13 protein-coding genes are annotated in these 15525 nt (G+C 43.1%); 6 read left to right on the top strand and 7 right to left on the bottom strand.

The window, feature by feature from the left end; translation table 11 throughout:
• Nucleotides 1–72 precede the first annotated feature (72 nt).
• A complete protein-coding gene (locus MUN53_RS10375; protein WP_243325357.1) occupies nt 73–1323 on the bottom strand; it encodes a uroporphyrinogen decarboxylase family protein in 1251 nt (416 codons plus the stop codon).
• Nucleotides 1324–1467: 144 nt separating this feature from the next.
• Complete coding sequence (locus MUN53_RS10370) at nt 1468–1791, bottom strand: L-rhamnose mutarotase (protein ID WP_243325356.1); 324 nt, start codon at nt 1789–1791, stop codon at nt 1468–1470.
• A gap of 188 nt (nt 1792–1979) precedes the next feature.
• On the opposite strand from MUN53_RS10370, the gene MUN53_RS10365 reads away from it, so the two are divergent.
• Nucleotides 1980–2870 carry a CPBP family intramembrane glutamic endopeptidase gene (locus tag MUN53_RS10365; protein ID WP_243325355.1) on the top strand — a complete coding sequence of 297 codons (891 nt, stop codon included), beginning with the start codon at nt 1980–1982 and terminating at the stop codon, nt 2868–2870.
• A gap of 183 nt (nt 2871–3053) precedes the next feature.
• Here MUN53_RS10365 and lptB read toward each other — a convergent pair whose 3' ends face one another.
• A complete protein-coding gene (lptB, locus tag MUN53_RS10360; protein ID WP_022454522.1) occupies nt 3054–3806 on the bottom strand; it encodes an LPS export ABC transporter ATP-binding protein in 753 nt (250 codons plus the stop codon).
• 111 nt (nt 3807–3917) lie between these two features.
• Between lptB and MUN53_RS10355 the strand changes: the two genes are divergently transcribed.
• A complete protein-coding gene (locus MUN53_RS10355; RefSeq protein WP_243325354.1) occupies nt 3918–4664 on the top strand; it encodes an MlaE family ABC transporter permease in 747 nt (248 codons plus the stop codon).
• 2 nt (nt 4665–4666) lie between these two features.
• Entirely contained in the window at nt 4667–5449 is a 783-nt protein-coding gene (locus tag MUN53_RS10350) for an ABC transporter ATP-binding protein (RefSeq protein WP_022454520.1), read from the top strand.
• Between the two features lie 15 nt (nt 5450–5464).
• Here the strand turns inward: MUN53_RS10350 and MUN53_RS10345 are convergent, their stop codons facing one another.
• Nucleotides 5465–6265 (bottom strand): AraC family transcriptional regulator, encoded by an 801-nt coding sequence (locus tag MUN53_RS10345; RefSeq protein ID WP_243325353.1) that lies wholly within the window; start codon nt 6263–6265, stop codon nt 5465–5467.
• 202 nt (nt 6266–6467) lie between these two features.
• On the opposite strand from MUN53_RS10345, the gene MUN53_RS10340 reads away from it, so the two are divergent.
• From MUN53_RS10340 to MUN53_RS10330, 3 genes are read left to right on the top strand one after another with little or no spacing between them, the layout of a single operon-like run.
• Nucleotides 6468–7772, top strand: a complete 1305-nt coding sequence (locus tag MUN53_RS10340) for a TolC family protein (protein WP_243325352.1) — start codon at nt 6468–6470, stop codon at nt 7770–7772.
• A 52-nt stretch (nt 7773–7824) separates the two neighbouring features.
• On the top strand, nt 7825–8862 hold the full coding sequence (locus MUN53_RS10335; protein WP_243325351.1) for an HlyD family secretion protein: 1038 nt from the start codon (nt 7825–7827) through the stop codon (nt 8860–8862).
• Between the two features lie 12 nt (nt 8863–8874).
• Nucleotides 8875–10410 (top strand): efflux MFS transporter permease, encoded by a 1536-nt coding sequence (locus MUN53_RS10330; RefSeq protein WP_243325350.1) that lies wholly within the window; start codon nt 8875–8877, stop codon nt 10408–10410.
• A 159-nt stretch (nt 10411–10569) separates the two neighbouring features.
• Here the strand turns inward: MUN53_RS10330 and MUN53_RS10325 are convergent, their stop codons facing one another.
• The 3 genes from MUN53_RS10325 to MUN53_RS10315 all read right to left on the bottom strand — a co-directional run bounded on the left by MUN53_RS10325 (nt 10570) and on the right by MUN53_RS10315 (nt 15522).
• Complete coding sequence (locus MUN53_RS10325; protein ID WP_243325349.1) at nt 10570–11721, bottom strand: MFS transporter; 1152 nt, start codon at nt 11719–11721, stop codon at nt 10570–10572.
• Between the two features lie 17 nt (nt 11722–11738).
• Complete coding sequence (locus MUN53_RS10320) at nt 11739–14090, bottom strand: GH92 family glycosyl hydrolase (RefSeq protein WP_243325348.1); 2352 nt, start codon at nt 14088–14090, stop codon at nt 11739–11741.
• 343 nt (nt 14091–14433) lie between these two features.
• Nucleotides 14434–15522, bottom strand: a complete 1089-nt coding sequence (locus MUN53_RS10315) for an ROK family protein (RefSeq protein ID WP_243325347.1) — start codon at nt 15520–15522, stop codon at nt 14434–14436.
• Nucleotides 15523–15525 lie beyond the last annotated feature (3 nt).

The raw sequence follows: 15525 nt of genomic DNA, 5'->3' as shown, positions 1-15525 counted from the left end.
TTTGGGAAAACTTTATTTTAACAATGAAAATTTTGTTTTCCCAAAAGGTTTTATATAGGATTTATCTTTTTACTATTTTCTTCCATTAAATTCCTTGACGGCATCAAACATCGCCAAGATATTTTGAGGAGGAACATCCGGTAAAATATTATGAACGGTATTAAATACAAAACCACCGCCGGCCGACATAATTTCCAAACGTTCCAATACTTGTTCGCGCACTTGTTCGGGTGTTCCGTTATTCAACGTGCCGACAGTTTCTACACCACCGCCCCAGAACGTACAGTCTTGTCCGAATTCTTTCTTCAGAAATTCCGGTTCCATTTGACGGGCATTTGTTTGTACCGGATTGAAGATTTCAATACCCGCCTCAATCAAATCAGGCATCAACGAAGAGATCGAACCACAAGAATGGATAAAGGTATGCATTTGGCTATGCGTCTTCACATAATCGCACAGCTGTTTGTGTCGAGGTTTAAACAACGAACGGTAAGTATCTACATCCATAAACGGACCGGAAGTCATACCCAGGTCGTCACCAAAGCGAATAATATCCACAATATCACCAACAGAGTCACAAACTTTAGCCAGCGTTGCCAAATGTCTTTCCAACAATTGATCCAGCATCCGGGCTACCTGATCCGGCTCACACAATAAATCCATCAGGAAATTATCCATCCGTCGCAAGAAAGTTCCCCACTCAAACAGGTTACAACCACAGACAATCATCAAAGCCTTGTCTGTTGATGCTCTCAGCTGAAGTGTTTTTTCTCGCAGGGTTTTCCAAAAATCCGGATCTTGAGTATGATCCCACGGACTATGTACGTAACGAGACCAGAGTACGCGTCCCATTTCTTCGTTCAACGTATCATAATTCTCTGGGAATCCATTGATATAAGGGAAGTAAGACTGATCAAAGAATGTCGCACCCTGAGGCATCAAGGCCAACAATCGTTTTCCATCCTCATCATAACAGTGATAAGAACCGTCGGCTTGTTTCACCGGGTCGAAATGAATCGGATAAAAGGCTTTATCTCCATTGGCCAGGATTGTTTCGTGCCAATCTTTCTCTTCCGTATTAAACGTACGTCCGATATCCAATACATCAACCCCAAAGCGATCGATGATCGACATATCCGGCTGTGCCAGTTGTTGTACAACATCATAGATCTGTACCGGAAGATCGGTTCTTCCGATAGCCTTTAACAAATTAGAATAAGCAATAGCCGATATACCAGAACTCGGTGTAGAACCCAAATCAACCGGTACCTGATCGGGCTGTTTATGTGCAATCGCAGCCAATACTCTTTCTCTTGAATTCATAACGAAAATGATTCTGCAAGCCAATAATTCTCCCATTTCCATTCTTTTGTCTTTTCAAAAGGCATGGAAAAACTCCCGGAAGTGAAAGCGCCGATGGCTATAATTCCAATTCCGGCCAACAAAGTCGTGTCCATTTATAAAATCTTAATCCAAGTGAAATACCTCTTCCATTTCAGCCCACCATTCTCCTTCTTTACGGGTAGCTACCGGATCCTGACAAGGATTACATAATTTCCACCATTCTTGTGTGGTGGGATCGGCAGCCATCTTCTTCATATCCGCTTCATAATCGTTGCCAACATACTCATAATAACTGTAAAGCATCCCATCTTTGTAGTAAATTGAATAGTTGCGGATGTTGCAAGCTTTGATCATTTCCAATACGCCCGGCCATACATTTGCATGAAGGCGTTTGTACTCTTCCAGTTTTTCAGGTCTTACCCCAATAATACTTCCTACTCTTTTCATGATAATTAAGTTTAAGTGATTCAGTTGCAAAGCTACAAAATAAATCGATGGATCCATAATTCAAAATACGAGTATATTTTGTCTTTTTCCGTTATTTATCCTGATTCTCACATCTTTCGAAAAAGACTTTCGCATTTGTTACTGTATGGGTTTATTGGTATCTTTGGCAACAAAAACATCAGAAACACATGAAAGCTTTATTTTCCACCCAACGAACAAGCAGACAGCTCTTCTTATTGGTTCTGCTGATTGCTATCGGCAGTCTGTTGTCTTCTTTATTCGGACTGGGTTTGTTCCAGCTTATCTGCGGAACTTCTACCGGAATGGAACAGCATCCGGATATGATGCGCCTATTTCAATTCATTACGGCTGTCGGAACCTTCCTGCTTCCTGCCTTGCTTACGGCCTGGCTATGCAGTGATCAGCCGAAAGCCTATTTAGGATTAAACGGAATACCCGACGGACGATTGGTGATCCTTGTCGTTGCCGGCATGATCCTTCTCAATCCGGTTATCAGCCTGACGTCGATGCTTAATGAAAGCATGCAACTACCGGCTTGGGCTGCTCCTCTTGAGAATTGGATGCGACAACAGGAAGATTTGGCCTTGCATTTCACCAACCTGCTAATCGAAGGCGAAGGCATTTCTCCCCTATTCACCAATCTGATTGTTATAGCCCTGACAGCAGCTGTCTGCGAAGAATTCCTCTTCCGTGGTACTTTACAGCAGATCATCGGACGCTGGACAACCAACCAACACGCCGTTGTCTGGATTTGCGCCATTCTTTTCAGTGCTTTCCACCTGCAGTTCTACGGATTCATTCCGCGTATGATCCTGGGAGCTTACTTCGGTTATCTGATTATCTGGACCCGGAATATATGGCTGCCGGTTCTGGCACATTTCTTCAATAATGCCGTCAGTGTTATCGCCATGTCGGACAGTGAATGGAAAGAGAGTGAATGGGTCAGCGGCAAGATTTCGGATGCTCACTTGTGGCCTTATATAGGTATGGCGATCTTAGCATTGATCGGCTTTGCCTTTATCATCCGATATATCCGGAAACTCAGTATTGATGCCTGAGAAATTATCAGCTCCTAAAAAGAATATAAAAGGCAGAATCGGTAAAAAGAAGACCGGTTCTGCCTGATTTTTTATCGTTCCACCCTTGTGGGACGACCGTTTCACCTAGGTGGAACGATCGTATCACAGCCGTGGAACGATCGTATCACCCGGGTGAAACGATAAAAAGCCAATATGATTTGATTATAAATCTTTCTTTCGAAGGACGAAATCCCTACCCAGATATTTTTCCCGAACAATCTCGTTTTCTGCCAATTGTTCTGCCGTTCCTTGGAACAGTACCTTTCCTTCAAACAACAGATAAGCACGATCGCAGATACTCAATGTTTCATATACATTATGATCGGTAATCAGAATACCGATATTCTTATGACGCAAACGCGCCACAATCGTTTGAATATCCTGTACTGCAATCGGATCGACACCGGCAAAAGGCTCATCCAGCATGATAAACTTCGGATTGATGGCCAGACAACGGGCTATCTCTGCACGACGACGCTCACCACCCGACAAACGGTCGCCTAGATTCTTCCGAACCTTCTGCAAACCAAATTCCGAAATCAAGCTCTCCAGTTTCTCCCGCTGATATTCTTTCGTTGTATTGGTCATCTCCAATACTGAACGGATATTATCTTCTACAGTCATTTTGCGGAAGATGGAAGCTTCCTGTGCCAAATACCCAATTCCGTTGCGCGCACGCATATATACCGGAAACTTGGTTATTTCCATATCGTTCAGAAAGATTTTACCTTCATTGGGCGTAACCAATCCTACTGTCATGTAGAAGGTTGTTGTTTTGCCGGCGCCATTCGGACCTAACAACCCGACAATCTCGCCTTGTTTGACATTGATCGATACATGATTCACGACCGTACGCGCCCGGTATTTCTTCACCAAGTCTTCCGTACGAAGTACCATTTGTTGATTTTCAGCCATCGTTCTCATTAGTTTTGTGCAAAGAAACAGAAATAAATCATGCCAAACAACACTTCCATACCGGATATTTCCCTAACTTTGCCCTCTGCAACAAAAGAAATTCGAGTAAAAATGATAAAAGCATTACATCAAGTAGGAGAATATGTCATGCTGATGCGGAAAAGCATCACCATTCCCGACCGCTGGAACATGTTCTTCAAGCAACTTATCAAAGAAATTTACAAACTAGGTGTTGATTCTCTTTGGATTGTGGTTATCATCTCTGTATTTATCGGAACGGTAATTGCCATTCAGATCTCATTAAACATCAGTTCACCGCTGATTCCGAAGTTTACCATCGGTTATACTACGCGTGAAATTATCTTGCTGGAGTTTTCCTCCTCCATCATGTGTCTGATTCTGGCAGGAAAGGTAGGAAGTAACATTGCTTCCGAAATCGGAACCATGCGTGTAACCGAACAAATTGATGCGATGGAAATCATGGGTGTCAACTCAGCCAACTTCCTGATTCTTCCTAAAATGGTTGGAATGATGGTATTTATTCCTGTACTGGTTATCTTCAGTATGTTTACCGGTATCTTAGGTGGTATTGCAGCCAGTTATTCTTCAGGAACGAACATGACTCCGGCTGCTTTCGAATATGGTTTGCAATTCTATTTCAACCAGTTCTATATCTGGTATTCTATTATCAAATCGGTGGTTTATGCCTTTATCATTTCTTCCATAGCCGCCTACTTTGGATATAATGTGAAAGGAGGAGCACTTGAAGTTGGTAAAGCCAGTACCAATGCCGTCGTGATGAGTAGCATCATGATTCTGCTGGCCGACGTAATATTAACGAACTTAATGTTGACTTGATCATGATTGAAGTAAAGAACATTACCAAATCATTTGAAGGCCGTCCGGTATTGAAAAATATCAGTACCGTATTTGAAGACGGGAAAACCAACCTGATCATCGGACGAAGCGGATCAGGAAAAACTGTAATGATCAAGAACATCATCGGATTGATGCGTCCGGACAGCGGACAAATCCTGTATGACGGTCGTGACCTTACGTTGATGAATAAAGAAGACCTGAAGATCCTCCGGAAAGAAATGGGAATGCTTTTCCAGGGCTCGGCGTTGTTTGACAGCATGACGGTGCTCGAAAACGTCATGTTCCCTTTGGATATGTTCTCGAAAGCCAGCACCAAAGAAAGACAAATGCGCGCTGAATTCTGTCTGGACCGTGTAAACCTGTCGGAAGCCGGCCACCTTTATCCATCGGAAATCAGTGGAGGTATGATGAAACGAGCCGCTATTGCCCGTGCCATCGCCTTAAACCCGAAGTATCTGTTCTGCGACGAACCCAATTCCGGACTCGACCCTAAAACATCTTTGGTGATCGACGATCTGATTCACGACATTACTATTGAGTTCAACATGACAACCGTTATCAATACACACGATATGAACTCCGTTATGAATATCGGAGATAATATCGTATTCATCAAAGAAGGTGTCAAAGAATGGCAGGGAACAAAAGAAGACATCATTACGTCAGACAATCAGGCATTAAATGACTTTATCTTCGCATCCGATCTTTTCCGCAAGGTAAAGAAAATGGAAGTAGAAGAGCTGAAAGAAGGACATAAACTCTGATACCGGGAAAAGTCTTTATTTTCCCCGGAAAAAAGTACTGGGAGAAACACCCGTCACTTGCTTAAACACCCGATTAAAGTGATTGGGTGTGCTGTATCCCACTTCATAAGCTACCTGTTGTAGCGTGCGGCCACCATCAGCAAAAAGCTCGATGGCCCGCATAATACGTTGGTGGTTTAAATAGTCACTGAAACGAATACCGGAAGCATGCAGCAAACGGCTTAAATTACGTACTGAAAAACCACAGTCTTTCGCCACCCGTTCAATCCGTAAATTCTCATGTAAATGTTCCATCATATAATCCAATACGGCATGAAGTCTGGAGTCATTAGGAATTAATAATGTCTTCAACAGAATACCGGAAGAAGGACTCATAGAAGGAAGTAAACGGAAAAAGCTTTGGGTAAAATCATACAGTGCCGGTGATTCCTCATAACGGATCTCAGGACCTTTAGAACCTATGTATTTCAAGTTTTCTGCAATCACAGCATTCATGGCATAAATAGAGAATACATTTCCGGCAGCATCCATATCCGGCAAGCCAATATAATAAACCACCAAAGAAACTTGCCGGTTCCGACTGCTTAGTTCATGCTCTACATAAGCCGGAATCCAAGCCACATGCTTCTCAGGAATAAAATAACTGGTCGATTCGATCTGTATATGTAATGTTCCTGATAAAGTGTAGATTATCTGATGTTGTGAATGAGAATGCCGATGTAAATTAATTTCTTTCCAGCCCGTTTTCTTGATTATAATCGCTTCCGGAGCAGACTTTTGGACCAGGGCTAGCTGATTATGCTGTTCATTATTCATCTCTTTCGTGTTGGCTTAAAATGATAAGGATATTGCAGAATATTCAAATATTGTACAAAAGTAAACATTTAATTTTGCGCCGTCAAATTAAGAACAGGCAGAATTTGATTGACAAATTTGCCAGTGGGCAAGTTTATTCCATATAAAAAGTTTGATTTTGAGATTGTGAGGTTATCTTATGGTAAGTTGTAGTACGTTTTTAATGACAAGAAGAATTGTATCATCTTCTTTATTTATCTTATTTTCCCTTTGTTCATCGGCACAGGAACGAGTGCTTACATTGAGCGAAATATTCAGGCTGGCAGACGAGAACAGCAAAAGCATCCGGCTGCATCAGTTGGCTATTGAAGAGGCTGAACAAGGGATTAAAGTAGCACGAAATGCATATCTGCCTTCTTTATCACTCAAAGCAGAAGCATCTTACATTGGTGATGGCTATATGACTGACCGGGATTTCTCGAATGGTATCCATGCAGAGATGCCCCATTTCGGAAATTCTTTTGTAGTCAAAGCCCAGCAAGTCATCTATGCCGGTGGTGGTATTAAAAGTAGCATCGAACAAAACAAACTACAGAAACAAATATCCGAGCAGACATACCTCGATAACCGCCAAAATCTGCGTTTCCTACTGGCAGGATATTATCTGGACTTGTTCCAATTACGCAACCAAGAGCTGGTCTATCAGAAGAACATTGAACAGACCCGACTGTTGGTAAAAGATATGCAGGCTGCCTATCGCCAAGGGACAGCATTGAAAAGCGATATCACCCGTTATGAACTGCAATTGCAGAATCTGGAACTGAAGCAAACTTCCACTATCAACAAGCTAAATGTATTGAATCATGAACTTGTAACAACATTAGGATTGGAAGAAGGAATACGTATTGTTCCTGATACGGCTTACCTGCAACATCAATTGATAGAGGAACGGGATGAAAAATCATGGAGTGAAGGTATTCAGGAAGCCCCGATCATGAAGCTGGCTGACATACAGATTGCGTTAGGTAAAAACCAGAAAAATCTGATTAAGGCTGAACGTCGTCCACATATTTCTTTCTCGATAACCAACGAACTATCCGGACCTATTCTGATAGAGGTACCGCCTTTAAATAATAACTTCACCTATTGGTTCATGGGTGTTGGCGTGTCATACAATATTGATGCGTTGTTTAAAGGAAAGCGTAAATTGAAACAAGCCGACATTACACTAATGAAGTTGCAGGAAAAGCGGAAACTGGCAGAAGAAGAACTCGAGAACAATGTACACGAAGCTTATGTCAATCTGCAGGAAGCTTATATCCGCTTACGCACCCAAAAGAAAAGTGTCCAGCTGGCACATGAGAACTTCAATATCGTCCGTCAACGGTATGTCAACGGATTGGCCTTAATTACAGACATGCTGGATGCCAGCAATACGCAGCTCGACATGGAGCTTCAACTTGCCAACTACCAGGTAGGCATTCTGTACCAGTATTTTCTATTGAAGAAAATTGTAGGCACATTATAACAGAACAAATATCACGATTCATTCATTACCAACGATTAAAATCCATACGTATATGATCAAGAATAAAAGAAGAGCTATCCCCAATTTCTTTATTGCCTTAGTTTTAGTTGCCGGTATCAGCTGGGTATGCGGCCGTTTTGTTTATCTGAATGATGTAGAATTTACCGATAACGCACAAATACAACAGCATCTGACGCCTGTCAGTACCCGTGTACAAGGATTTATCAAGAAAATCTGCTTCGAAGAATATCAGAATGTAAAGAAAGGTGATACATTAGTCATCATCGAAGATACCGAATACCGGTTGAAAGTGGCACAGGCTGAAGCCGATTATCAAAATGCTCTGGCTGGGAAAAGTGCCATGTTCACGACCATTAATACGACTCAAAACAACATCCTGGTGACTGATGCAGCCATAGAGGAACAACGTATTCGTTTACAAAATGCGGAAACTGACTATAAACGTTATCAGGAACTACTGAAAGGAGAAGCCGTTACTCCTCAACAGTTTGATCGGGTCAAGACTGATTTTGAGGCTACGAAAGCCCGATACGAGCAATTATTGCGACAAAAGCAATCCACTTCGCTCATCAAACAGGAACAGACGCAACGCCTGGAACAAAATGAATCGGCCATCAAACTGGCAGAAGCAGCCTTGAATCTGGCTAAACTAAATTTGTCGTATACTATTATTCTGGCAACAGCCGATGGCGTTACCGGACGGAAGAATATCCACGAAGGAGAATTGGTACAACAAGGACAGACATTGGTAACCCTGGTAGACGGTACCGAAAAATGGGTAATCGCGAATTATAAAGAAACCCAAACAACCTACATGAGACAAGGACAAACCGTCAAAGTAAAGGTAGATGCCATTCCGAATGTGGAATACGAAGGACGGATAGCTTCTATCTCGGATGCAACCGGTTCCTTTTATTCACTTATTCCCCAAGATAATTCGGCAGGAAACTTCGTCAAAGTAGAACAACGTATTCCGGTACGTATCGAATTCACGGAGAATAATTCGGCAGAGAACCTACAACGTCTGCGAGCTGGAATGAATGTTGAATGCTATGCACAATCAAAATAAAGGAGAGAAAGGATGGCTGAACAACGACCCAGAATCATGTATTTCAAGGAATACCTGCCAACTCCTGTCTGCGTGGCACTTTCCATGTTCTTCGCCTTGGTATTCCAGTTCAATGGAGGCGTGTTTCTTCCTACGGCCGTTCAGATGTCGAGTGCTCTGGGCTGCATTCAGGAAGACGTCATGATGGCGGGATATGCTTCTTTCATCGGGATGACGTTGATCTTCCCGATTTTGTTCCGGTTGAAATTCCGTTTTACTACCCGAAGAATCTTCCTCACGGTTTGTCCGGCACTGATCATCTGTAACCTCATCACACTCCATGTCAACAGTCTGCCGATATTCATTCTGGTTTGTCTGGTATCCGGTTTTTTCCGTATGTGGGGGACCTTTGAATGTTTCTCCAACATGCGCCTTAGCGTAACTCCATCCGGGAACTTTTCCGTTTTCTATCCAGTCATTTATATTATCGTTCTGGAAAGTATTCAATTATCAGGATTGGTAGCTACACATATCAGCGACTGGGCCAACTGGCGTTATATGCACTGGTTTGTGATCGGTATGTTATTAATAGTCTGGGCATGCGTTTGGATATTTACCCGTCCTTTCCGGGCAAGAAAGAAAATGCCTCTTTATGGTATCGATTGGATGGGTGGTCTGTTATGGGGTATTATCTTATTTGCAATTGTTTTCATCTGTATTTACGGAGAGTTTTACGACTGGACCGACAGTATGGAAATCCGGGCCAGTATCGTCATTGCCGTCGTAGCCCTATTAATCAACATAAACCGGATGCTGACACTCAAACGTCCGTACATCGAATTAGAGGTTTTTACTTACCGTAATTTTCCAGTAATCCTGTTCCTGTTTCTGATGCTTTGTTTCTTTCTGACAACCTCTTCTGTCCTACAGAATCAATTCATGACAGCTATTCTACATTACGATTCGCTCAACGCCATATCATTAAACTGGTGTGTATTCGTCGGTATCTTGGCAGGAGCAGCCGTTGTCTTTTATCGGCAGGTCATTTTACGGAAAGGTTTTAAGCTACTGATTTCGGTCGGATTCCTCTTCATTATGATTTATGAATACTATATGTATTTCCTGATCCACCCAAACCTAAACATCGAAAGTTTATATTTACCCAATTTCCTGAAAGGAATCGGACACGGTATTCTCTACATATCTCTAACCATTTATGTAGCTAAGAGTGTTCCCTTCAAGCATTTCTTTCAAGGATTATGTGTACTTAGTTTTATCCGAACCAGTATTGCCACTCCGTTAGGAACAGCTATTCTAAGCCGCTGGATGCGCCACTTGCAACAAGAAAACATCGGATTGCTCAGCCGACGTATTGACGGGATTCGAGACTGGATGCCACAAATCTCCATCAAGGATCTCTATATAACGGTTTCCCAACAAACCATGTTGACCAGTCTGAAAGAACTATTCGGCATCGTCTGTATTTTCGGAACTCTATTCCTGATCTGCATATTTACATATCATGTCTGGAGAAAACGTCTTCCCCTCAAATACCGACGGTGGATTTGATAGAACATATCCTATATCTATTCCCTATAGTAACAGCTATTAAAATAAACGAGAACCGCAGACAATCCTCGTTGGATTCATTCTCGGTTCTCGTTTATTTCATATTTACTTTTGACTTCTTCTACAAATCTGCTCTTATACTTTCACTCAGATTTAATACTATTTCCTTTTCTGCAAACGGAAAGAAATCCACCCCAAGTACAATAAACATAAGAGTAATAAAGACAAACCTGCCACTTGTCCCAAGGCATCCGACAATACGCCCATCAACGGAGTAATCAAGGCTCCTCCTGAAACGCCCATGATCATCAATGCCGAAATCTCATTGTCGCGTTCCGGCAGATGTTGCAAGGCATACGAAAAGATAATCGAGAATACATTGGAACAAGTTAATCCTACTACCACAACCAGGATGGAAATCCATAACAGGCTATCGACAACCAATAACAAGATGAACCCGACAATGGCGATTCCCATACTGTATTGCATAAAACGATCAGACGCAATCCTTGCCAATAAAAAGGCACCAACAAACGAGCCGATAGTTCGGGCCGAGAAATAAAGGCTACTACCCAAGCCGGCTTCGCTCACTGACATACCGGTTTTCTCCATCAGCAACTTGGGGATCGTCGTATTCAAGCCTACATCAATCCCGACAATAAAGAGAATACCCAAAAACAACATCACGATATATCGGTCCTTGAATAACGAGCAGACCGTAGCAAAGGTTGAAGCTTGTGCCGACTTCTTCTCTTCTTCATGGACACCAGCCAACAGCCAAGTAAGAGAAAGTAAGGTTGTCACGGCATAAACAGCAAAGATCCATTTCCAATCACCCCAGAAAGAAGCTGCCGCCCCTGCTATCAGCGGACCTAAAAAGGAAGAGACTGCTTTCAGAAACTGTCCCAACGTCAAGACACTGGTTACTTTTCCGGGAGAGACCACGCTGGCTACCATCGGATTCAAAGAGACTTGAAGGATCGTATTTCCAATTCCCAACAAAGCAAAGGCCAGCAATACACTGGCAAAATCATAAAGAAACAAAGGTAACAACATCGCTACAATAGTGATACCCAACGAAACCGCTACCGTATTTCGTCGACCAATCCGTCCCATCAACATACCGGTCGGAATAGAAAAGATAGCGAACCACAAGAACACCATCATCGGTATCAGATTGGCCAACGTGTCCGACAAACCGAAATCATGCTTGACATAATTCGTCGAAATACCGACAACATCCACAAATCCCATTACAAAGAAACCGAACAGGATCGGGAAAATAGTCCATTTGGAATTTGATTGATTCATAATATCTGATTTAACCGTTAATACAAATCTTTGGGTTGACTACCCATTTCCATCTCCAAAACGCCACCTTCCGCGAATGAAGCAAAAGGTAAATGAGGTTCATGCAACGGTTTCCCGTTCAACCGGTATTGCTGAACGTAACCATTCTCCGGCGTATTTCCTTTGACCTGAATAACAAATTCTTTTCCGGAATAATATTTCGGATTCAATTGAATCGTAATCTTATCAAATAAAGGAGCACCTAAACCGAATGAAGGCTGTGAATCCGTCAATCCCTTGACATCAAACAAGCCCATTGACGAGATAACATACCAGACACCTAATTGTCCCTGGTCTTCATCTTGTCCGTATCCATAACCATGAATACCGTCTGTTCCATAGAACTCATTCAAGATTGCCCGTACCCATTTCTGCGTAAGCGAAGGACGACCAGCTTCATTGAACAGCCATGAAATATGGAGACAAGGTTGATTTCCTTGGTTATATAATGTCTGCAGACCGGCAAAAGCCCCGACTTCTTTTCCCCCACTGAAAATCATCTTCTGGGAAACCGTAAAGATACTGTCAAGACGAGCATTGAAAACATCAGCCCCAACCTTACCGACCAGTCCTTGTACATCATGTGGAACATAGAACGTATATTGCCAAGCATTTCCCTCTTGGAAGCCACGCCAGACTTGCATCGGATTGAAATTATCGACAAACTGTCCGTCTTTCTTTTTCGGACGAATAAAGTTTACGGACGGATCATACAAGCGTTCCCAACCTTTGGACAAATACATCAACTGATTATAATGTGCCGTATCTCCTAATTGTTTAGCCCATTGTGCTACAGCCCAGGCACTATAAGAATACTCCAATGTATGAGACGCTGAGAACATGAAAGTCTCATGATATCCTTCTCCTTCATCTGCATGTGGCACATAACCATACTGAACAAACTCCTTTGTATTGACTTTCCCTGCACCAAAAGGACGATTCTCGCCATCCAGTTCATTCTTCAGACAAGCTTCATAAGCCAGCTTTGTGTCAAAGTCCCGAATACCACATTCATAAGCTCCAGCAATAATCGTAGGCAACAGGTTTGTTCCCACTCCAGAAACATAACGGTTATTCGCCAGACCATCAGCCAACCATCCGGCATCTTCATAGGCCTGTAAATGACTGCTGATGTAATCGGAAATATATTCCGGATAAGCCATGATCCACAATTGGGAAAGATTCCACTGAGCTCCCCAAGCGGCATCTGTATTATAGATGTTATGAACCGGCTTTCCATCCTTCATTTCCAATTGTCCTATCGAACCATCATTCTTCGGATAAGCACCATTAACATCGTTGGCCAATCCTCGTCCCAACAACGCATGATACAAACCTGTATAGAACTTCACCTTATCTTCTTGCTTAGAAGTCTCCACCCGGATACGTCCTAAGTATTCTTCCCAAGTCCGATGAGCCTGTTCTTTTGCCTCATCAAAGGAAAGATCTTTTGCTTCTGCCTCTAAATTCAAACGGGCATTCTCCACAGATGTATAAGACAAACCGATCTTAGCTGTTACAGATTCTGCCTCCGGAAAATCGTATGTCAAGTAAACACCGGCACCAACCCCTTTGAGTTCTCTTGCTCCCGGCTGTTGTTTCTCTCCCTGGAACGTACCAAACGATGATGGCTGTTTATCCAATACAGCCGAGAAATATAAAGGGACTTGCGCTCCCGGCTGGTACTTCTTGACATATTCCGGCAAGGTAATCACCCAACCTTCTACCCGTCCGTCTTCTGTATAAGAAACAAAAGCATCTGCTACAGCACCACTTTCTCCCTGACGGTTTCCAATATCAAACAAAAGGTGATTGTCTACTCCTTTCGGAAAATGAAAGCGCTGATAAGCCACACGCGGAGTAGCGGTCACTTCTGCCCGTATCTGATAATCATCCAACAATACAGAATAATAACCCGCGGTAGCTACTTCGTTCGCCCGATCAAAATGCGAACGATATCCGGTTTTAATACTATCGGTTGGCAAGCCAGGAATAGTTATCAGCTTTCCGGTAGTAGGCATCAAGACAATTCCCCCGACCTGAAACTCATGCAAACAAGGAAAACCCTCAATCGAATTTTCCCGATAATCATACCCCGTAGCTTCCCATCCTGAAGCATTACCCAAATGCCCGTTTGTTGAAGGTCCCGGTTTCGCCATTCCAAACGGCATAGCGCCCGGCGTAAAATGAAACCAACGGCAATGAGCGGTTCCGATACGCGGTTCAACATAGGAAGTCAAAGTTTCGGCAGTTTCGCCTTTCGTCGCGGTAGTTCCGCAAGCCTGCAAAACAGCCAAACACATTATACATATATAATAAATTGATTTCATACTGGATTCTTTGTATTTTCTAACTAAATCAAAATGGAGCAAAGCATCGGAAAGGCTCTGTTCCCGGGCTTTGCAAGTCGTGCAAAACGTCAGAAAGACCCTGTTCCCGGACTTTGCACGTCTGCAAGAAGCGATTTAGACCTCTTTCTTGCACTTTGCACGTCTGCGAGGAATAATTTAGACCTCTTTCTCGCACTTTGCACGTCTGCGAGGAACAATTTAGACCTCTTTCTCGCATTTTGCACGTCTGCAAGAAGCGATTTGGAGGTCTTTCTCGCATTTTGCACGTCGTGCAAGGTCCCAGAAAGACCTCTTTCCTACGGTTTACACGTGATTCCAATCCTTATTTTAATTTCGCCAAAGCATATTGATAAGCGCCTAAAGCAATGGAACGGCTCGCTCCCTGTTTAGAGATCGCAACCCCAATACGCTTATAAGGATCATAATCCACCCAGCGATTTGTTCCTGGTACTTGTACTTGTGTAACTTGCCCTTTCAGGAATTCCCGTAATTCATCCGGATTCTCCAGATTAAAAGGCTTCATCTGCAAACGGGCAAACCGATTACCGTTCATCATACCTGTTGTACCCGACAATTCCCGCATCAACGCCGGAAGAATATACTTCGAAGCACCAGACAAACCGCCTCCTATCACTACCAATCCGTCAATCAGTGTAACGGCAGAAGCAATGGCCTCGCCTGCCATTTCACCCAGTTCTTCAAAAGCTGCTATTGCAGCCTGCCGATTACCCGGACGACAACCTTCAGCGATATCGAATATATCTTTAGGAGTCAAATCGCTAGTATCACCCGAATGTTCCTGATATACCCGTTTAACCGCCCGGATACTCACACTTTCCTCAACAATATAATCCGGATATTTCTTGTTACGACAGCACCAGACATCACCACCAGTACCATTATCTCCAATCAACAATTCGCCATTGATCACCACACCGGCACCGAATCCGGTACCTAATGTAATTCCCAATAGGTTATGATACTGCTTACAACTGCCTGCTTCCTTCAACTGGCGGTTCACTTCCGGTAAAACACCGGTAAGCGCTTCTCCGTAAGCGAACAGGCTACCGTCATTGTTGATGAATACAGGAATTCCGAAATGCTCCTGCAAGAACGGACCTAAAGCTACCCCACCCCGAAAAGAAGGAAAATTGGGTAAATCTCCAATAATCCCTGCTTCATAATCGGCCGGTCCGGGAAAAGCAAAACTGATAGCCACAGGTTCTTCCGTCAATGCTTCTTTTACTTGACTAAATCCCTGCAACAAAACCCGTAAACAAGCATCCAAATCATTCACTTCCGAACGCAGATGTACGGGCGTTACTATCTCTTCATTGTTACGGATAGCGGAAAATACCAGATTGGTTCCTCCGGCATCCAGTGTCATCACGATACGATTTTCTGTATTCATGGC

The sequence above is a fragment of the Parabacteroides faecalis genome, assembly GCF_022809355.1.
GTDB lineage: Bacteria > Bacteroidota > Bacteroidia > Bacteroidales > Tannerellaceae > Parabacteroides > Parabacteroides faecalis.
The sequence above is the reverse complement of the archived record's forward strand: the minus strand, read 5'-3'. Positions and strand labels throughout refer to the sequence as shown.